This is a genomic window from Shewanella sp. 6_MG-2023 (genome assembly GCF_030547195.1).
GTDB lineage: Bacteria > Pseudomonadota > Gammaproteobacteria > Enterobacterales > Shewanellaceae > Shewanella.
The window spans coordinates 16,116-36,704 of the sequence record NZ_JAUOQU010000037.1; the positions used below are offsets into that span (position 1 = coordinate 16,116).

Here is a 20,589-nt window from a genome sequence, read left to right on the forward strand (position 1 = left end):
TTAGCAATATGCGCTACTCGCTTCAATTTGCTTAGGTAAACTTCGAGCCTGGCTACCCCAGTAACTCAGATATTATTAGGGCGTAGTTTGAATGTATCGTTATTTGCGATTAAAAATCCGCTTCATCAAAGCTGGCAATATGTTCGCTACTTGCTTCAATTTGCTTGCGTAAGCTTCGAGTCTGACTGCCCCAGTAGCTCATATAAAACTGAGCGGTTTTAAGTTTGCCTTTATAGAACTCCGTTTCTTCAGTACCAGCTTCAATAGCTGCAAACGAGGTGGCGGCAATACGGGTCCACATCCACGCCAGCGTGGTGATGCCAAATAACTGCATGTAGGCCATAGAAGCTGCGCCAATAATATCTGGATTAGTGCTGGCAGATTTGACGATAAAGCCAGTGGCTTTTTCTAAATCGCCTGCCGCATCCATTAAGCCGGCAATGTAAGGCTGCATGTTTGCATTGGCGCTGTTTTCTTGGATGAGTTGTTTAACCATCCCTGACCACAATGTCAGTGCAGCGCCTTTATCTGAGAGTAATTTACGGCCAACTAAATCCAATGCTTGTACGCCATTGGTGCCTTCATAAATCATCGCAATGCGAATATCGCGGACAAATTGTTCCATGCCCCATTCGTTAATATATCCGTGTCCGCCATAAACTTGCTGCGCATCAACACAGGCTTTAAAGCCTTGGTCGGTGACAAAGCCTTTTACTATTGGGGTAAATAACGCTGCCAGCATTGAAGCTTGTTTTGCTTGTGCGGGATCAGTATGGCGCTCAGCAGAGTCTAGCCAAAGCGCTTGCTGGCCCATTAAGGCGCGGGTGCCTTCATTAAATGCTTTTTGCGACAACAGCATTCTGCGCACATCGCCATGAACTAAAATAGAGTCAGCGGCTTGCTCTGGTTGTTTAGCACCAGATAACGCGCGGCCTTGAATGCGACCTTTAGCATATTCCAATGCGTTTTGATAAGCGATATCAGACACGCCTAAACCCTGAATGCCGACGCCTAAGCGGGCTTGATTCATCATGGTGAACATTGCCTTTAAACCTTGATGAGGTGCGCCGACTAATTCACCTAGAGCATTATCAAAATGCATCACACAGGTGGAGTTACCATGAATACCCATTTTATGTTCAAGACCGGTGGCAGATAAACTATTAGCTTCACCCAAACTGCCATCATCGTTAACCATAAACTTAGGCACAGCAAATAAAGATATGCCTTTTACGCCATCAGGTGCATCAGGTAATTTTGCTAATACAAGGTGGATAATATTTTCCGCTAAATCATGATCACCAGATGAGATAAATATTTTTTCACCGCTAATGGCAAATTGGCCATCTGCAGCTGGGGTTGCCTTAGTGCGCAGTAAAGCTAAATCAGTGCCAGCATGAGACTCGGTTAAATTCATGGTGCCAGTCCACTCACCACTGACCAGCTTGGCAAGGTATTTTTGTTTCAGTGCATCACTACCATGAACGTGGATAGCTGAGTAAGCACCATGGGTTAACCCTGGGTACATGGCAAAGGCCATATTGGTGGCGGTTTTCATTTCGGTGGCAAAGGTGCCAATAACTTCGGGTAAGCCTTGACCGCCATATTCAGGATCACAGGTTAATGTGGCCCAACCATCATCAACGTATTGTTTATACGCCTGTTTAAATCCTTTTGGGGTAATCACTTTGCCATCCACAAGCTGACAACCTTCAAGATCAGCTGAAGCATTAAGCGGCAACATAATCTCGGTAGTGAAATCGGCCACGCCTTGCAAAATAGCATCAGCAAGCTCAGGGTCGATTTCATCAAAACCTGATAAGTTAGGTTGCTGATAAATATTAAGTAATTCAGATAATATGAATTGATAATCTCTAAGGGGGGCTTGATAAATCGGCATAATAGGATCCTTTCTTATGATATTTCTGTGCTTACTCGCATAGTGACAGAATTGATGTTCAAGAATTAAACAGGTGTTTAACCATAACTAACTTTGAGCAAAAACTCAGTAATTATTTATCGGCGGTTTGTTAACTTCACAGCGGCAATTATAGCGTCAGGTGTCGTTATTGAATGTGGATGGCTATTGAAAAGTGAGATTGATGTGCTTCTATTATGCTAATAGGTAATATAGTCAATGGGTTGTATTGAGCTAGTTTTGAATTAAAGCTGATTTGAGTGATTGATTTGAGTGATTGATTTGAGTGATTGATTTGAAACTAGCACTCACATCCCTGTGAATGCTACATCGATTCAGTATTGTGGCAATGGCTGCTAAAGTTTAACTCAAAACCACGTTTATCGCCCTAGTTATAGCATTTAGTTAGTGCACGTAAGTACTGATTCAGTTAATTCGCGGTCTTGCTGTTGTGATAACGGCAACTCCCTTGCTTGCTCGCGCAGATAGTCCATTCCCGCTAAGAAACCGGAGAACATTTTCAGCGCAATAAATTGCCCTTCAGTGGTAGTGCGGTAGTTACTGCCTTGTTTCTTTATTGCCCCAGCTGCATGCAAGTAACTCATTTCTAAGGGAAATGCCTGCCACAATGTTTTACCGGTATGGGCTTTAAATTGTTGATTATCTAATACACCATGACCCATCATCATCATTAAGTGATGTTGTATTAGCGCTTTTTGCTCAAGAGGTTTGGTATAACAGGTACCACTATGGCCGGCATTGATACGCTCAATATAGGTTGGGATATCAAAGCTGGAAATGTTGAATTGCTCGCCAAAGCGGCCAAAGGCACCAGAGCCAACCCCAAAGCAATCTTCACCGTCGAGCACATATTTGTTTTCAACTGGTTGGCCAAAATTACGGCTAAATGTCCATGGGAACTCCATTATGTACTTGTCACCTAACGCTTGTTTAACAGCTAGAAATTGCGGCCAAAGCTCATTAGGCTCACCTGCAAGGCTACCTGCTTTTTTACGGTTTTTACCAATGCCGATAGTCAGTGGATAAGTAGTAATTTGATCAGGGCTTAAGCGAATCGTTTGCTCAAGATCCCAAGCAATTGACTCAGGCGTTTGCACCTTAAAGCCATACATCATATCGAGGTTTACAGTGGGGATGACCTCAATGGCGCGGCTAACGTATTCAGCTTGCTGTAATCCCGAGCCAAACTTTTCAAAACGGCCACTGGCTTTTAAAATCTTATCGTCAAAGCTTTGCACCCCAATGGACATTCTATCCACTAAGCCTTTAAGTAAATGTGGATTGCCTTCTTTAAAGTAGATTGGATCGCTTTCGCAAGAGACCTCGCGTACCGTGGTGATCGATTTAATCATCTCGATGGTTTTAATCAACTCATCTTCTAAAATGGTCGTAGTACCACCGCCAATATAAACCCGGTTAAAGGTATAGCCTTTGGCAATAACTTCTCTAATTTCTTTTCTCAGGGCTTTGAAATACTCTCTGGCAATGCCTTCAACAAATTTGATTTTATGGAATGAGCAAAAACGGCATAAAGTATGGCAAAAAGGAATGTGAATATAGAGGGTTTCGATGGGTTTTTCAGGGATATAGTCTTTGGCGTCAACATCAACTTCAACCGCATTTTTCAAGCTTAAAGAGCGTTTAATCGTTTGACCCATAACCCAGTCGAGGCTATTGGTTGCAAGGTCTAACCTTGAGGTTGAGAGAGTGGATTTCATTAAAGCCCTCATTGATATCATTATGTCTAATATAACCAGACTAATGGACTCCAGTGGTGATAAATGTCGGCTGAAGCATGAAAATACAAATATCTACAAATTAGAGGGTAATTTGTTACTAAAGTTTGATGGTTATCACTTTCTTGTAGCAGTTGCAGACTGCAAGATTTTGATTATTTGTTGTTTTTTTGTACGAAGTCGTTAACCGTTCCTAATTTTCATTGTGGTTAATAGTTTATTTTGAATCACTAATATTGAATATAGTGCTAACGCTGTGGTTGCGGCAGGTGGGCAATTAATTAAAACACGTGTGTGATCACTTTTACTCAGGCTGCAAATAGCGTACATTATGCGCAATTGTATTTTTTAAAGAACTCTTCATTTTATTTTATAAACTATGTGCAAGGGGAAAACTATGAAACATCGTTGGCAGATAGCCATTTCAGCAGGGCTTTTGGCGGGATTATGGGCTGGTGTGGCCGATGTATTTCAGTTAGTTACTTGGATTGGCTTTTTAAGTTGTAGTACTTTTTTTGCTCAGGCTGAATCAGGCATAAAAGGTATGTTCATGGCCATGAGCACTAATTTATCAGGTGTATTTTGGGGCTGGTTAATTATTGCTGGCAGTAGCTTGTTTGTGTCACCGACATTTGGTTACCTCTTTACAGCTATCGCAACCTCAGCAATGTGTTTACAGGCAAGCTATCAAAAGCTGGCATTCATTCCTGGGGCATTTATTGGCTGTTGTGTCACTTTTGCCATGGGAGGCGATATTGCTGCAATATTACCGCCATTGTTAATTGGCGCTATGCTGGGTTACAGCATGAGTTTATTGACGGGGCAGTTGATTAATTTGACTGAAAAGTTTCAAGGTTTATCGGTAAATAAATCAGTTGATGCCGCTAGTAATAATGTAGCGAAAGAGTTATAAGCCTGTTAGTAAACCATTGTAAAAGCAGTATTTTTTGTTTTTGATACTTTTAATACATAGTGTTTTTTGTCATTGAGTTAGCACAAATTGATTTACTCCCTTGTGCTAACTCGCTAGGATGTTGCCCCATTTAGCATCTAGCAAGGTATCACATGAGATCCGTAACACTGGCTTTAACCCTCATCGCTTTATTCAGTCTTTTTAGCAGTTCATCAGTTAACGCCGCGCCACAAGTGGGTTTAATGGTGGGTAGTGATTCAGGTATCAATGTCAAAATTGATGATTACAAGATTGGTGTTGGATTTGACGAGTTATCTTTTACTATGGATAGAACCTTTAATTTCCAAGATAACCCAAATTTTTATTGGGGCCTTGGGGGTAAAATTGCTGACTCACATAAAGATGATATTCAGTTAGGTGCTAGAGCGGTGTTTGGTGCTCACGCTAAAGTGGAGCGTTTTACCTTTTTTGCTGAAGCACAACCGACCTTGTATATACTTGATGATGTTAAAGTGAAATTAGAAGCCATTGCTGGGGTGAGATATCACTTCTAGGTTTTCAATCTGCCGATTGAATGGCTAAGTTGAGATTTGTTGCCATCGTTTTGGTTAAAGTTGTAATCAAAGCTTTAGCTAGTGAGTTAGTGAAGTAGGGAATACCAAGGTATTCCCTTTTTTGTGGCTGATTTTTGATGGTTTGATGGTTTGTTTGATGGTTTGTTTGGTTGGATGTAACTTGATAGCTGGTGATTGGTGATTGGTGATTGGTGATTGGTGATTGGTGATTGGTGTTGGTGATTGGTGATTGGTGATTGGTGTTGGTGATTGGTGATTGAGAGTTAGTGGCAGGATTACAAGCTGTCGGTTGCTAAAGTCAACGTCGTGGGTTATCCACCCACACCCGACGAAGAGGGGAAACAACAGCAATCCGCCTCTTACTTTTCTAAGAACCATTTTTCTTGATCCCACTTATTTAACAATGGCGGTCATTACCCCAGCGACAATGAAGATAGGCTAAAAACGTTTGGCAGTATCTAAGCATGTTTACAACAGCATTTAGCGATGAAAAACGCTGCAAAATACTGACTATGAGTTATTTTTAGCATCTGAATTGAGTCAATTTGCTGTTATCATAGCGACATTATTTTATAGAAAAGGCATTCGTATGACCTCCCTTGCAGAACTTAATATTACCGACATCACGGTTGGTGAAGGCAAAGCCGCAGAAAAAGGTGCATTAATCACCTGTAAATATACCGGTAAATTAGCCGATGGCAGCGTATTTGATAGCTCAGAAGCATTTCAAGTGGTGATCACCGCTAAACGGGTTATCCAAGGTTGGTATCAAGGTATTATTGGCGACAACCCAATGAAGGTCGGCGGAACACGTAAACTGTCAGTCCCTGCTCACCTTGGTTATGGCGAGCGCAAAATTGGCGATAAAATCCCGCCTAATTCTGATCTATTCTTTGAAATTGAATTATTAGAAGTGCTAACCCGTGATGATTAATATTAGTACTTTATAACTGCTGAGATTAATCATCAGCATTGTAGTGAATGATGAATGGCAACAGTAATGTTGCCATTGTTGTTTATGGCTAGCCTATCAGCAGGGCTAACTGGTTTTTAAATTCAGCTTACTTTGATTGGATTACAACCTGACGGATGCTAAAGTCAACGTCGTGGGTTTTCCACCCACATTGGCTGAATTGGGAATACATTGGTATTCCTTTTTAGTGGATGAGTTTTGATTGGTTTGATTTGATTACAACCTGTCGGTTGTTAAAGTCAAAATCGTGGGTTATCCACCCACACCCGACCAAGAGGGGAAACAACAGCAATCCCCCTCTTGGATCACCCATGCCGCTCCGACGAAGTTGTCACCTTCGGTCTTATTCGAAAATAGCTGACGCTTTCGATAGGCCATCCTTGGCCAAACGAAAGCTAGCCAGACATCCATGTCTGGACTCACGCTATTTTCTTCAACGCCCTCAGCAACTTCCAACGGAGATAATTGAATCCGCAGGTGAAATTGGAGATTTTCTAATTAGTTTACTCTAATGTGAATATTCTATATTCTTATCATATTGTTAAGTTTATGAAGCAAAGGATATGGTTCAAACTTATGCTTAAAAGATTAATTATCATGTTAGTGCTGATTACCTCTAGTGATTTACTTGCTGATGAATGTGAAATTTTGCTAAAAAGCAAAATTCAAAATGAGTTAGCTTTTACATATGAAGAGTTCGATCAAACTGAGAATAACGGCTTTCGCCCACTTGAGAGGATGTTTTGCTTTAAAGAAGCTGCTGAACTTTTAGAGTTATATATCATTGCAAATCAATCTCAAAGAAGCTCTTTAAGATGGCATTTAGCGCAAATGAAAGCCTTTAATGGTGAATATGAAGCTGCAATTGTTTATGCAAACTCTGTCATCGATATTGAGGAAGATTTGGATGATTTTCCTTTAATGTGGAATGACTTTGTGAATGCGAATATCGCATTTTTGATGCGAGATAAAGAAGCTCTTATTAAGTACAGAGACAAAATATCGGCGGGGAAAAATTTCAAGCCAAATGAGATTAATCTACTTTATGTCGAAAAATTATTAGTTGGCTTTGATTCAACATATCGGCAAGCGATTTATGATTAATGCAATGGCTTGTCTACATCATGTAAATTAGCTTAACGCATTCAGACACTTTCAATGGGGATTATCTAGTTTAATTTATCAGTGACTCCAATGTTTATTTTTCCTTTTTTAGTGGCTGAATTTTTGATTGAATTGATTACAACCTGTCGGTTGCTAAAGTCAAAGTCGTGGGTTATCCACCCACACCCGACCAAGAGGGGAAACAACAGGAATCCCCCTCTTGGATCACCCATGCCGCTCCGGCGAAGTTGTCACCTTCGGTCTTATTCGAAAATAGCTGACGCTTTCGATAGGCCATCCATGGCCAAACGAAAGCTAGCCAGACATCCATGTCTGGCTCACGCTATTTTCTTCAACGCCCTCAGCAACTTCCAACGGAGATCATTGAATCAGCAGGTTTAATTGAAGTTTGGATATTTGCCTAACTTATTCTATTCCTATTTCAATATCGGGGTTTAACTTTTTTAACTGCTGATTAGTAACACCAAAAACAGAGAATGGATTTATCCCTATTGAAAATTCAATACCATAAAAGGGCTTTAGCTCGTAGTCTCTATATCCTGGGTATTCAACCCCATCGGTACATGACATTAATTGTATTAACTGCTCAACTTTAATCGATTCTGCATAATCATTTTCTGCAGAAGATAACATAAATGGTATCTGTGGAAAGGCCCCTAGAAACTCAAGGTTCATCTTGCTGATGACGTTATTGTTGTCATTTTTTGCAACTATTAAAGAGGTCGAAGCTGATTTTATGAGGTCAAAATTAATTTTATATGCGTTACCTTTCTCTAACTTAAGTACTTCTTGTTTTGGGAAAGGTAATTTGCTTCCTATAAGAGCTAGCTGTATTTCAATAAATGAACAAGCAACAAAGCACTTTTTAGGACTTAAAGGATAAAATATCGTTGTATTTGGGTTACGGAGAAAGCCTGTCATATAAACAGGGTTATCAGTTCGAACAAAGAAATCACCTTCGGCAGCTTCGAGAATTATCCAGTTTCGAGATGCTATATATTTATTATCTTCGCACCATTGGCAGCCAATAATATCTTCTTTAAAGGAATCATCTACATCACTTGATTTTTCAAGTTCTTCGCGATATCTGAAAAAACTTGGAGTTCTCATAGATTGGGTAATAATAAATTGTCCCCACTTCATTCTTTCATCAGTATTTAGAGTTTCTTCATTTAAAAGCTTATCGTAAATTTGAGCGGTATTATTCTCGATTTCAGTATCAAGCTTATCCTCCAACTCCTGTGAATATAAATTGAGTTCATATCCCCATGCCGTTTTACCTTTATCTTTGTGTGAATCCACAACACATTTTCTATGAGGGCAATAATAATAATATTTATAATGCCAACCATTTTCTTCATTGGTCCAATGTTGATTAGCAAATACAGGGCTAAAATGATTCTTTTTTGTTTGTTTTTTCATAGTCTCTCCTGCAATAAATTGATTTATTTTTTTTAAGTTTAAAACCCATTTATTCCATTATTAGAACGAATTAACGGGTGAGGTTCTAATGATATAAAGAATAACTGATTTTATTAGCCATCAAAATGTCATTTCTACAAAGTGTATATGAGCACATTAATGCTTGATAAGCATTAGCTATATGGTTAAACCTCAAAAGTAACAACAGACCCTGCTAGTTCAACCATCTCCATTTGAAGTTGCTGTGGACGTTGAAGAAAATGACGTAAGTCCAGACATGGATGTCTGGCTAGCTTTCGAGGGGAAGGGACGCCCCATCGTAAGCGTTAGTTATTTTCGAATAAGACCGCAGCTTATTCGTTTTTCAGAATAACTTCGTTGGAGCGGCAAGGGATATCGAGAAGGGAAATGCTGTTGTTTCCCTTTCGTCTGGTGTGGGCGAAGCGCCACGACGTTAATCTTTTAAACCTCAATCAATCCAAACGCAGTTTGGTGCACTCTCAAATAAAACTTAAATCACACCAAACAAAAAAGCGAACCTCCAATGAAGCTCGCTTTTGATTTTAAAAAAGCCAACACATTAACTTTTGGCTAGAAGTTAAAACACCATTTCTGGTACATGCTCTGGCACGACTAACTTACCTGCAGTTTTAGATTGAATCTCTTCAACACTCACACCTGGAGCACGTTCTAATAAGTGAAATGCGCCGTCTTTGATTTCCATAAAGGCTAAATCTGTCATGACACGTTTAATGCAGCCATAACCGGTTAATGGCAGCTCGCATAAAGGTAATAACTTAGAGTTACCTTTTTTGTCAGCATGCATCATGGTGACAATAATATTGTCAGCGCCTGCCACTAAATCCATGGCGCCGCCCATGCCTTTAATCAATTTACCTGGGATCATCCAAGAGGCGATTGAGCCGTTTACATCAACTTCAAAAGCGCCGAGCACGGTTAAATCGACATGGCCGCCACGGATCATGGCAAAGCTTTCAGCCGATGAGAAAAATGATGCGCCATCAACTGCGGTGACTGTTTGCTTACCTGCGTTGATGAGGTCGGCGTCAATGGTGTCTTCAGTTGGGAACTCGCCCATACCTAATAGGCCGTTTTCAGATTGCAGCATCACGCTCATGCCTGCAGGAATGTAGTTAGCCACTAAGGTCGGAATACCGATACCTAAGTTAACGTAAAAGCCGTCTTGCATTTCTTGCGCTACACGTTGAGCAAGTTGTTCTCTTGATAAAGCCATGATCTTGCTCCTTATGCTTGGTTGTCAGGTTGAGGTTTAACGGTGCGCTGCTCAATACGTTTCTCAAAACTTGCTTGAATCACCCGATCAACATAAATACCAGGGGTATGAATATGGTTTGGGTCTAGCTCGCCCGGCTGGACAATTTCTTCCGCTTCTACCACGGTGATTTTGCCTGCGGTAGCCATCATAGGATTAAAGTTAGCCGCTGTTTTACGAAAGATTAAGTTACCCATGGTATCGGCTTTCCATGCACGAACTAAGGCGAAATCGGCGGTTAGTGACTCTTCAAGCACATAATTACGGCCTTTAATTTCACGGGTTTCTTTACCATCAGCGATTGGCGTGCCGTAACCAGTTGCAGTGAAAAAGGCTGGGATACCCGCGCCGCCAGCACGAATTTTTTCAGCCAAGGTGCCTTGTGGGGTTAAGATGACATTTAACTCACCTGATAGCATTTGCTGTTCAAAAGTGGCGTTTTCACCCACGTATGAGGCAATCATGGTGGCAATTTGGCGCTGCTTTAACAATAAGCCCAAACCAAAATCATCAACCCCAGCGTTGTTTGAAATTGCGGTAAGCCCAGTTACGCCTGTGGTCACCATATGATTAATCAGGCCTTCAGGGATACCACACAGGCCAAAGCCACCGACCATAATTGTCATGTCGTTATTGAGGCCGTTTAGGGCTTCTTGGTAACTGTGAACGACTTTGTTGAGTCCTGCCATAATCTTGTCCTTTTCAGTTTGCGGTTTGCAAATTTATATCGTTTTAATGTGCGCTATTAAGCACTGACTTTAAACAATGGCCTATACCGTTAGCGCTTGGGCGACTTTTGAACCTGTGGTGCGGCCCAATACTTGGCTGATTTGATTGCCTGCTTGGGCAAGTTTGTGTAAATCAATGCCAGTTTCTATGCCCATGCCATGGAGCATATAAACTAAATCTTCAGTGGCGAGATTACCCGATGCGCCTTTGGCATAAGGGCAGCCGCCAAGGCCTGCGACCGATGAGTCAATTACGCTTACGCCTGTGGTTAAACAGGCTTGAATGTTGGCTAATGCTTGGCCGTAGGTGTCATGAAAGTGTAGCGCCAGTTTATCGACAGGCACTAAATTAGCGACGGTTTCAACCATCTTACGGGCTTTTAGTGGCGTGCCAACACCAATGGTGTCTCCGAGGGAGATCTCGTAACAGCCCATTTTGTAAAGTATTTCAGACACGCGGGCCACTTCTGTGCTCTTTATCTCGCCTTCATAGGGGCAGCCCAGTACACAGGAAACATAACCGCGTACCTTAATGTTTCGCGCTTTAGCGAGCGCCATGACTGGCTCAAAGCGGGCGATTGACTCGTCAATCGAGCAGTTAATATTGCGTTGGCTGAAGCTTTCTGATGCGGCGCCAAAGATGGCCACTTCATCTGCGCCAGCGTCAAGGGCAAGTTCCAGCCCTTTTAAATTTGGGGTGAGGGCAGAGTAGACCACGCCTTGTTTACGCTTTATTTGCCGTAAAATATCACCTGAGTCGGCCATTTGTGGCACCCACTTAGGTGAAACAAAGCTGGCCGCTTCAATACGATTAACACCGGCAGCGGCTAACTGCTCAATAAGAGTAATTTTGTTTTCAATAGAGACCGTGGTTTCATTTTGCAGTCCGTCACGGGCACCAACTTCAAAAATACTGACCTGAGTCGGGAGATTGCTCGGTAACATTTATGCCTCCGAGTCAGCAGATTCAGGCGCTGTGACATCAAGTGTTGTTGGCTCGACATTTAGCAGTTGGGCACCATCGGTGACGAGCTCGCCGCTTTGAAAGTAAAATTCACTGACCACACCATCAAATGGCGCTTCAATGGTGTATTCCATTTTCATCGCTTCCATCACTAATAAGCCTTGGCCTTCAGTGACGCTATCGCCCACCTCAACTAAGTGAGTGACCACAGTGCCATTCATTGGCGCTTTTAATTTGTCGGCGCTATCAATGGTGTCTTCAGCTATTTGGGCTAATATCGCTTTAAAGTGATAGCTGCCGCTCGGTAAGAACAAGGTAAAGTCATCACCTTGATGGCTGACGGGAATGTTGCTTTTATGGCCATTAATTTCAGCCTGCAGCATGTCATCTTTAATGGTGCCTGCAAGCGATAATGCTTGGCCGTTAAGGTTAAGATGCAGTGCATCGCCTAAATCGGTGATGACGAGATTGTGCAATTGCTGCTCGTCACTGCTGTCGCTGAGTAGGGCAACATGATGCACGCTGGCGCTATTGAGTCTAAAGCCACTAACTTGTCCCCACGGTGAGTAAGGGTCGTGGCTGTTGGTGGCGGTGGATTTTGCCGCTTGCTGGCGAGCTAATACTTGATAAAGCCCCGCTAATGCCAGTGCGTTGTCTGACTCATCAGTAACATTGCCAATTAAACTGTCGGAATAGCGCTCGATAAAGTCGGTACAAAAATTGGCGTCTGAAAAGGCTTTATGCTCAGCAATATTAGCGAGGAACTCGATATTGTGTTTAAGGCCGCTGATTTGATACGAGCTTAATGCGTGGGTTAAGCGCTGCAGTGCGCGGGGGCGAGATTCGTCCCAGACAATCAGTTTTGAAATCATTGGGTCGTAAAAGTTACTAATGACATCATTTTCGCGAATGCCTGAATCAATGCGTACATGACGGTTTTGATCCGGCTCGCGCAAGAAGGTTAACTTGCCTGACGCGGGTAAAAATTCATTGCGGGGATCTTCAGCATAAATACGAGCTTCAAAGGCGTGGCCATGAATACGCACTTCAGCTTGGGTAAGGGGCAACTCACTGCCACTAGCGACCATTAGTTGCCATTTTACTAAGTCTTGCCCGGTGACCATTTCTGTAACTGGGTGCTCAACCTGTAGACGGGTGTTCATTTCCATGAAGTAGAAACTGCCATCAGTATCTAATAGAAACTCAACCGTGCCTGCGCCCACATAATCAATGGCTTTAGCTGCGGCTACTGCCGCTTCACCCATTTGCTTACGCAGTGCATCTGACAGCCCTGGGGCTGGCGCTTCTTCGACCACTTTTTGATGGCGACGCTGGATGGAGCAATCACGATCTGATAAATAGATGGTATTACCGAAAGTATCGGCAAACACTTGTAGCTCCACATGACGTGGCTGGCGTAAGTAGCGTTCCATTAATAATTTGTCATTACCAAACGATGATGCCGCTTCTCGACGAGCTGAGTTAATCGCTGCTAGCACTTCAGCTTGGCTTTCAACAATCTTCATGCCTTTGCCACCACCGCCATAGGCCGCTTTAATCAGCATGGGGTAACCAACATTTTCAGCTTCAGCCAGTAGGGTTTCATCTGATTGGTCATCACCATGATAACCGGGCACTAATGGCACATTGGCTGCGCCCATAATCATTTTGGCGGCGCTTTTACTGCCCATAGCATCAATGGCATCACTGCCTGGGCCGATAAATACAATGCCGTTTTGCTCACAGTTGCGAGCAAAGTCAGCGTTTTCAGACAAGAAACCATAACCGGGGTGAATCGCTTCAGCGGCTGACTTTTTCGCAATTTCAATGATCAAATCAGCTTTTAGGTATGAATCAGCCGGAGCGCTGCCACCAATGTGGAAAGATTCATCGGCCATGGTGACATGGCGGGCATCTTTATCGGCATCAGAATAAAGCGCTACAGTACGAACGCCCATGGCGCGGGCGGTGTTGATGATGCGACAGGCAATTTCACCACGATTGGCAATTAAAATCTTAGTAAACATTATTGGGCTCCTTGTGCATCAGTCTTAGCGCTGCTTTTAGTCGATTGAGCACGCCATGATGGTGAACGTTTTTCAAAGAATGCATTGAGGCCTTCTTGGCCTTCGTCTGATACACGTATGCGGGCAATCTGCTCGCTAGTATGGGCAAGGGTGGCGTCATTTATCACGCCATCTTCAAGGTGGGACACTAAGGTTTTAACCCATGCCATGCCTTGGGGACTGTTAGCGTTAAAGGCCTCGATAAACGGCTGGGCTGCTGCGTCTAAATCATCATTAACTTCATGAATTATTTGATGAGTTAAGGCTACAGTGGCACTGAAGCGCTCGGCGGTGAGCATATAACGTCGTGCTTGGCGGTTGCCCATGGCTCGCACCAGATAAGGGCTGATAACCGCAGGGATTAAACCGAGTTTGACTTCACTGAGGCAAAAGCTTGCGCGCTCATTGGCAATGGCAATATCGCAGCAGCAAATTAATCCCAGTGCGCCGCCAAAGGCTGCGCCATTGACTAAGGCGATAGTCGGCTTAGGAAACTTATCTAGCACGTGCATTAATTTAGCCAGTTCATGGGCGTCATTGAGGTTTTGCTCAAAGTCCATTTTGGCTTGCTTGCGCATCCAGTTAAGGTCAGCGCCAGCACTGAAGTTTTTACCGTTGGCGCGCAATATTAATTGCTGGCATTGGTCGTTTTCGGCAAAGGCTTCGATGGCGGTGATCATTTCATTAATCATCACTTCATCAAAGGCATTATGTTTTTCAACGCGGTCTAAAATTAATTCACCAACGCCTTGGTTAAGCTGGCATTGAATGTATTGATATGGGTTGGCTATTGCCATGTTTGCATGCTCCTATTGATATTGAATGAATAACCGCAATTACATGCGGAACACACCAAACTTGGTATCTTCAATAGGCGCATTTAACGCCGCCGATAACGCTAAACCCACTACATCACGCGTTTGAGCAGGGTCGATAATGCCGTCATCCCACAGGCGTGCACTGGCATGGTAGGGATGACCTTCTTTGTCATATTGCTCAACAATCGGTTTTCTAAAGGCTTGCTCGTCTTCATCAGACCAGTCTTGGCCTTTACGGGCTAAACCGTCACGGCGAACTGTGGCCAATACACCAGCAGCTTGTTCGCCGCCCATGACTGAAATGCGAGCATTGGGCCACATCCACATCATGGTGGGCTCAAATGCACGGCCACACATGCCGTAGTTACCCGCGCCATAACTGCCACCAATGATGACGGTAAATTTAGGCACATTGGCACAAGATACTGCGGTAACCATTTTAGCGCCGTGCTTAGCAATACCCTCATGTTCGTACTTTTTACCTACCATAAAACCAGTGATGTTTTGCAGGAACAGTAATGGGATTTTGCGTTGGCAACACAATTCAATAAAGTGCGCGCCTTTTTGGGCAGATTCAGAAAATAAAATGCCGTTGTTAGCCACAATGCCGACAGGGTAGCCATGAATGCGGGCAAAGCCGCAAACCAGCGTGTTACCGTAATTGGCTTTAAATTCATCAAAATCTGAGTCATCAACAACCCGGGCAATAACCTCTTTAACATCAAAGGGCTTTTTAAGGTCGGTGCCGACAATGCCGTACAATTCACTGATATCGAATTTAGGTGGCTTTGATGGACTTAGCTGGGCTGTAATTTGCTTTTGATGGTTTAAGCGTGAAATGGCTTTACGGGCAAGCTCAAGTGCGTGGTCATCATTTTGGGCTAAATGGTCGGCAACACCAGAAATCTTAGTATGTACTTCAGCGCCGCCTAATTCTTCGGCGGTTACTTCTTCGCCGGTAGCGGCTTTAACTAATGGCGGGCCGGCTAAAAAAATAGTGCCTTGCTCTTTTACGATAATCGACTCATCTGCCATGGCGGGAACATAGGCGCCACCTGCTGTACACAAACCCATGACCACAGCCACTTGCGGAATGCCTTTAGCTGACATTTGCGCTTGGTTGTAAAAAATACGCCCGAAATGATCGCGATCGGGAAACACTTCATCTTGTCTTGGTAAGTTTGCCCCGCCTGAATCCACTAGGTAGATACAAGGTAAATGACAGCGACTGGCAATGTCTTGGGCCCGTAAATGCTTTTTCACCGTAATAGGGTAGTAAGTACCGCCTTTAACGGTGGCGTCATTGGCGATAATCATACATTCAACACCGCTTACACGGCCAATACCGGCAATCACACCGGCTGCGGGCACAGCTTCATCATAAACTTCATAGGCGGCGAATTGGGATATTTCTAAAAAGGGTGAGCCGGGATCGAGCAGTTTTTCGACTCGATGACGGGGCAGTAATTTACCTCGTGACAGGTGGCGTTCAAGGGCGACGGGACCGCCACCTTGTTCAATTTGGGTGAGTTTGATTTTTAGATCATCAACTAATGCCACCATGTCATCATGCTTGGCTTTAAACTCGTCACTACGGGCGTTAATACGGCTGCTCAATTGCGTCACAATTCATATCCTTAATGAGTCAAGTGAGGCGTTAGCATGGCTGAGTCTAAAGGGGGATGGGGTCTCAACCACGCTACGCACTAAACACTTTGCTATTGACGTTAACTTTTGAATAATTTGGTGTTGATTGTATTTTTTAGTGTGCTGCTAACTAGCTAAATTCTAGAAGTTATTTGGATTAGCTATCCAAATTTAACAGCTATTTGGATTAGCTATCCAAATTTAACAGCTATTTGGATTAGCTATCCAAATTTAACAGCTATTTGGATTCATTAAACAGCTCACGTCCAATCAACATGCGGCGAATTTCTGAGGTTCCCGCACCAATTTCATATAACTTGGCATCACGTAATAAACGCCCTGTGGCATATTCATTGACGTAACCATTGCCACCTAGTAACTGAATCGCATCCAGTGACATTTTTGTGGCAAGCTCGGCGCTATATAAAATTGCGCCAGCAGCATCTTTACGGGTGGTTTCGCCGCGGTCACAAGATTTGGCCACGTTATAGATGTAGGATTTAGCAGCGTTCATGCCGGTGTACATATCGGCAAGCTTGCCTTGGACTAATTGGAATTGACCAATGGATTTACCAAATTGTTCCCGCTCGTGAATATAAGGCATGACAATATCCATACAGGCATTCATGATGCCTAACGGCCCACCTGATAACACCACGCGTTCGTAATCAAGGCCGCTCATCAGTACTTTTACGCCATTGTTAAGGCCGCCTAAGATATTTTCTTCAGGGACTTCACAATTCTCAAATACCAATTCACAGGTATTGGAGCCGCGCATGCCTAATTTATCGAGTTTTTGTGCGGTGCTGAAGCCTTTAAAGGTTTTTTCAACAATAAATGCAGTGATGCCATGTGGGCCTTTGTCTGCATCAGTTTTGGCATAAATCACTAAGGTGTCAGCATCAGGACCATTGGTGATCCACATTTTGTTACCATTAAGAATGTAACGGTCGCCTTGTTTACGGGCGCTTAACTTCATTGACACCACGTCTGAGCCCGCATTAGGTTCACTCATGGCCAGTGCGCCGATATGTTCACCGCTAACTAATTTGGGTAAGTACTTGGCTTTTTGCTCAGCGCTGCCATTACGGTTAATTTGATTAACGCAAAGGTTTGAGTGGGCGCCGTAACTTAAGCCAATAGAAGCAGAGGCGCGGGAGATTTCTTCCATGGCGACGACATGGGCAAGGTAGCCCATATTCGCGCCGCCAAACTCTTCAGGCACGGTGACGCCAAGGAGTCCCATCTCTCCTAGAACTGGCCACATGTGGTTAGGAAAAGCATTATCTTGATCAACTTGCGCCGCGATGGGCGCAATCTCGTTGCTGGCAAAATCATGTACGGCATCGCGAAGCATGTCCACGTCTTCGCCCAGGCCGAAATTAAGGCTTGTATAGAGTGATGTCATTGTCTTGTGTCCTGTTGAATATTAGCTATTTGCGCCGTGAAACTATCTTGTTCCTTAGGCTTATAATTTTTATATTGTTGCTGTTATTATTCAGTTAAACGGATCTTTTGCTGTCGATGATGAGTCGCTATTTAACACTTTCCTCTAGGGCTGACTTACATTGCTGCTCAGCAGAGTTCAGTTCCATAAGTACCACCTTGATATCGTCCATTTGCTGCTGCAAAGAAGCTTTTTTCTCTTCTACTAAATCGAGCATTGTTTGTAGTTGAGAAGTACTGCTTTTATCTGCATCGTAAAGCTCAAACAAACGACGGGTTTCCGCTAACGAAAAACCTAAACGTTTACCTCGTAATATCAGTTTTAAGCGCACACGATCTTTTAAACTATAGATACGTGTTTGACCGCGGCGCTTAGGTTTTATTAAGCCTTGGTCTTCATAAAACCGAATACTACGTGTGGTGATATCAAATTCCTTTGATAAATCACTAATTGAATAAGTGGATTGTGGGTTTAAATTTGCGCTCATCGTTTCACCAAAAGTACGTCTTTTGATGCAAGATATATGAAGTTTACGTAAAGGTAAAGTTTGTCGCCAGTTGCCAAGGCTGTTTTTGTTAAAAAACAATGTAAATACAGCTTGCCAAGGCTTAGGGATTACCGCGCGCAAGAATGGCGCAGTGACAGAATAGTGAATTCAATATTGTAGCAAAGACGCCATTAATTAGGTTAATAATTAATGGTGATTTTTAGTGCTAACTTATAATTATCATTAAGTTAGCATCATAACACTGAAGTTTTTATTTATGTGTTATTGCTGAGATTTCTATATCCCTTGGTCTAATGGGGAAACTTTTTTAACCACGCCATAATGAAGTTAATTCAATATTACTCACGGTAAGTTATTTAAAGGTATGACTTAGCGTGAAAGGTCAATCGTTCAGTGGGGAGTAGCTTATGGCTGGTTTAGGGATTGAAATGCATCAAGATTCTTTACAGGATAAACAAGGGTTTTGGGGAAAGGCTGCCAAGGCCATTACCTGGGATAAGCTGTTTGATAGTGTGTTAGATGAGGCTAATGCGCCATTTTATCAATGGTTTGCTGGTGGCGAAATGAATACCTGCTATAACGCTGTTGACCGTCATGTGTTAGCTGGCCACGGTGATCGCATTGCCATTGAATACATAAGTCCTGTAACCCAAAATCAGTACAGTATTAGTTATCAAGAATTACTATCCCAAGTGAGCCGGTTAGCCGGTTACATGCAATCCATTGGCATTGAAAAGGGCGATAGAGTGGTCATTTATATGCCGATGGTGCCAGAAACCGCCTATGCCATGCTGGCCTGTGCCCGCATAGGCGCCATTCACTCTGTGGTGTTTGGCGGCTTTGCAGCCAATGAATTAGCCACCCGGATTAATGATGCTAAACCGAAACTTATTTTATCGGCATCTTGTGGTATTGAGCCGTCAGGCGTGGTGAAGTACAAACCGCTATTAGATGATGCCTTAGCTCAAGCGTCTCACCAAGTTGACCATTGCGTTATTCTCAATCGACCTCAATATACTGCAGACTTACAAAGCCCAAGGGACGTTGACTGGCAAAGTGCTGTGAGCCATGCATCGTCAGTGGATTGCGTCGCCGTTGAAGCGACCCATCCGCTGTATGTGCTTTATACCTCAGGTACAACAGGCCAACCCAAAGGCGTGGTGAGAGATAATGGTGGCCATGGGGTGGCGCTAATCTGGTCTATGAAGCACATATATAATATCGGCGCTGGCGATGTGTTTTGGGCTGCATCAGATGTGGGCTGGGTTGTGGGTCATTCTTATATTGTTTACGGGCCATTATTAGTTGGCGCAACAACATTGATGTATGAAGGTAAGCCCATTGGTACCCCCGATGCGGGGGCTTTTTGGCGGATCATCGAACAATATAATGTAAAAAGCTTTTTTACCGCGCCGACGGCCATTCGAGCCATTAAACGCGAAGATCCTGACGGAGCATTAGTTAAAGGTGTTGATTTATCGTGTTTAGGGCAAGTATTTCTTGCGGGTGAACGCTGCGATCCCGACACGCTCAATTGGGCCCAAGATAAATTGGCCAAACCTGTTATCGATCACTGGTGGCAAACTGAAACCGGTTGGCCAGTTGCGGCGAATTTGATGGGGATAGATCCTATCGAGATTAAAGCGGGATCGCCCGCAAGACCAGTACCCGGTTATCAGGTCGAAGTACTCGATGCCATGGGCGAGCAAGTTAGCGCCAATGAAAGTGGTAATGTGGTGATTAAACTGCCGTTGCCACCGGGTAACTTAACCACCTTATGGAACAACGATAAACGCTATGTGGAGAGCTATTTATCTATGTATCAAGGTTATTATTTAACGGGCGATGCGGGCTATATTGATGAAGATGGCTACCTGTATATTATGAGCCGCATAGATGACATTATTAACGTTGCTGGGCACCGATTATCTACTGGGCGCTTTGAAGAGGTATTGTGCCAACATTCAGCGGTTGCAGAAGCGGCGGTTATTGGGGTGCAAGATAAACTCAAAGGTCAGGTACCGTTAGGGCTAGTGGTACTTAAAAATGGCGTCGAGTTATCTGATGAAGTTTTATATCAAGAGTTACTAGCATTGGTGAGACATGAAATTGGCCCAGTGGCGTCTTTTCGATTAGTCAGCGCGGTGCAAAAACTGCCTAAAACCCGCTCGGGTAAAATCTTGCGCGCCACCATGCGTAAGATTGCTGACAATAACGAATATACTATGCCTGCCACTATTGAAGATCCGATGACGCTAGATATTATTCGCACGGCATTAACTAAGATGGGCTATGCTGATGCGTTGGCCAAGGAACTCACGGTTTAGTTTGTGTGTCATGTTAACAAACGAGCCTAATGGCTCGTTTTTTTATGGATAACGCCTTTTTATCGAATATAAAGATATTAAGGACTAAATTTGGTCTAAACTGAGAG

16 protein-coding genes are annotated in these 20,589 nt (G+C 43.4%); 5 read left to right on the plus strand and 11 right to left on the minus strand.

The annotated features are described in order from the left end of the window. Positions 1-109 precede the first annotated feature (109 nt). Positions 110-1,900, minus strand: coding sequence for an acyl-CoA dehydrogenase C-terminal domain-containing protein (locus Q4533_RS17390; RefSeq protein WP_303503533.1), 1,791 nt, complete (start codon positions 1,898-1,900; stop codon positions 110-112). 419 nt (positions 1,901-2,319) lie between these two features. Further along, on the minus strand, positions 2,320-3,657 hold the full coding sequence (locus Q4533_RS17395; RefSeq protein WP_303414403.1) for a coproporphyrinogen III oxidase family protein: 1,338 nt from the start codon (positions 3,655-3,657) through the stop codon (positions 2,320-2,322). A 415-nt stretch (positions 3,658-4,072) separates the two neighbouring features. Here Q4533_RS17395 and Q4533_RS17400 point away from each other — a divergent pair, with 415 nt between their 5' ends. From Q4533_RS17400 to Q4533_RS17415, 4 genes are all read left to right on the plus strand, one after another. Next, the gene (locus Q4533_RS17400) at positions 4,073-4,588 is read left to right on the plus strand and encodes a DUF1097 domain-containing protein (protein WP_303503536.1); all 516 of its coding nucleotides are present in this window, start codon (positions 4,073-4,075) and stop codon (positions 4,586-4,588) included. Between the two features lie 152 nt (positions 4,589-4,740). Continuing rightward, complete coding sequence (locus Q4533_RS17405) at positions 4,741-5,142, plus strand: hypothetical protein (RefSeq protein ID WP_102440648.1); 402 nt, start codon at positions 4,741-4,743, stop codon at positions 5,140-5,142. A gap of 610 nt (positions 5,143-5,752) precedes the next feature. Continuing rightward, entirely contained in the window at positions 5,753-6,097 is a 345-nt protein-coding gene (locus Q4533_RS17410) for an FKBP-type peptidyl-prolyl cis-trans isomerase (RefSeq protein ID WP_102477004.1), read from the plus strand. A gap of 636 nt (positions 6,098-6,733) precedes the next feature. Then, positions 6,734-7,240 (plus strand): hypothetical protein, encoded by a 507-nt coding sequence (locus tag Q4533_RS17415; RefSeq protein ID WP_133126595.1) that lies wholly within the window; start codon positions 6,734-6,736, stop codon positions 7,238-7,240. 426 nt (positions 7,241-7,666) lie between these two features. Here Q4533_RS17415 and Q4533_RS17420 read toward each other — a convergent pair whose 3' ends face one another. The 9 genes from Q4533_RS17420 to Q4533_RS17460 all read right to left on the minus strand — a co-directional run bounded on the left by Q4533_RS17420 (position 7,667) and on the right by Q4533_RS17460 (position 18,134). After that, positions 7,667-8,683: a DUF4238 domain-containing protein gene (locus Q4533_RS17420; RefSeq protein WP_303503539.1), complete on the minus strand. Its 1,017-nt coding sequence runs from the start codon at positions 8,681-8,683 to the stop codon at positions 7,667-7,669. A 598-nt stretch (positions 8,684-9,281) separates the two neighbouring features. Then, positions 9,282-9,938 (minus strand): 3-oxoacid CoA-transferase subunit B, encoded by a 657-nt coding sequence (locus Q4533_RS17425; protein ID WP_102436292.1) that lies wholly within the window; start codon positions 9,936-9,938, stop codon positions 9,282-9,284. 11 nt (positions 9,939-9,949) lie between these two features. Beyond that, positions 9,950-10,666 (minus strand): CoA transferase subunit A, encoded by a 717-nt coding sequence (locus Q4533_RS17430; RefSeq protein WP_102436294.1) that lies wholly within the window; start codon positions 10,664-10,666, stop codon positions 9,950-9,952. Between the two features lie 81 nt (positions 10,667-10,747). After that, positions 10,748-11,650, minus strand: a complete 903-nt coding sequence (locus Q4533_RS17435) for a hydroxymethylglutaryl-CoA lyase (RefSeq protein WP_102436296.1) — start codon at positions 11,648-11,650, stop codon at positions 10,748-10,750. Then, entirely contained in the window at positions 11,651-13,696 is a 2,046-nt protein-coding gene (locus Q4533_RS17440) for an acetyl/propionyl/methylcrotonyl-CoA carboxylase subunit alpha (RefSeq protein WP_102520629.1), read from the minus strand. It lies immediately after the preceding gene. Beyond that, the gene (locus Q4533_RS17445) at positions 13,696-14,532 is read right to left on the minus strand and encodes an enoyl-CoA hydratase-related protein (RefSeq protein WP_303503542.1); all 837 of its coding nucleotides are present in this window, start codon (positions 14,530-14,532) and stop codon (positions 13,696-13,698) included. Before Q4533_RS17445 ends, Q4533_RS17440 begins: the two co-directional genes overlap by 1 nt. A gap of 39 nt (positions 14,533-14,571) precedes the next feature. Further along, the gene (locus Q4533_RS17450; RefSeq protein WP_102436302.1) at positions 14,572-16,179 is read right to left on the minus strand and encodes a carboxyl transferase domain-containing protein; all 1,608 of its coding nucleotides are present in this window, start codon (positions 16,177-16,179) and stop codon (positions 14,572-14,574) included. 259 nt (positions 16,180-16,438) lie between these two features. Next, complete coding sequence (locus Q4533_RS17455; protein WP_303503544.1) at positions 16,439-17,608, minus strand: isovaleryl-CoA dehydrogenase; 1,170 nt, start codon at positions 17,606-17,608, stop codon at positions 16,439-16,441. A 127-nt stretch (positions 17,609-17,735) separates the two neighbouring features. Continuing rightward, on the minus strand, positions 17,736-18,134 hold the full coding sequence (locus tag Q4533_RS17460; RefSeq protein WP_102436306.1) for a MerR family DNA-binding transcriptional regulator: 399 nt from the start codon (positions 18,132-18,134) through the stop codon (positions 17,736-17,738). Between the two features lie 428 nt (positions 18,135-18,562). Between Q4533_RS17460 and Q4533_RS17465 the strand changes: the two genes are divergently transcribed. Next, entirely contained in the window at positions 18,563-20,482 is a 1,920-nt protein-coding gene (locus Q4533_RS17465; protein ID WP_102436308.1) for a propionyl-CoA synthetase, read from the plus strand. Positions 20,483-20,589 lie beyond the last annotated feature (107 nt).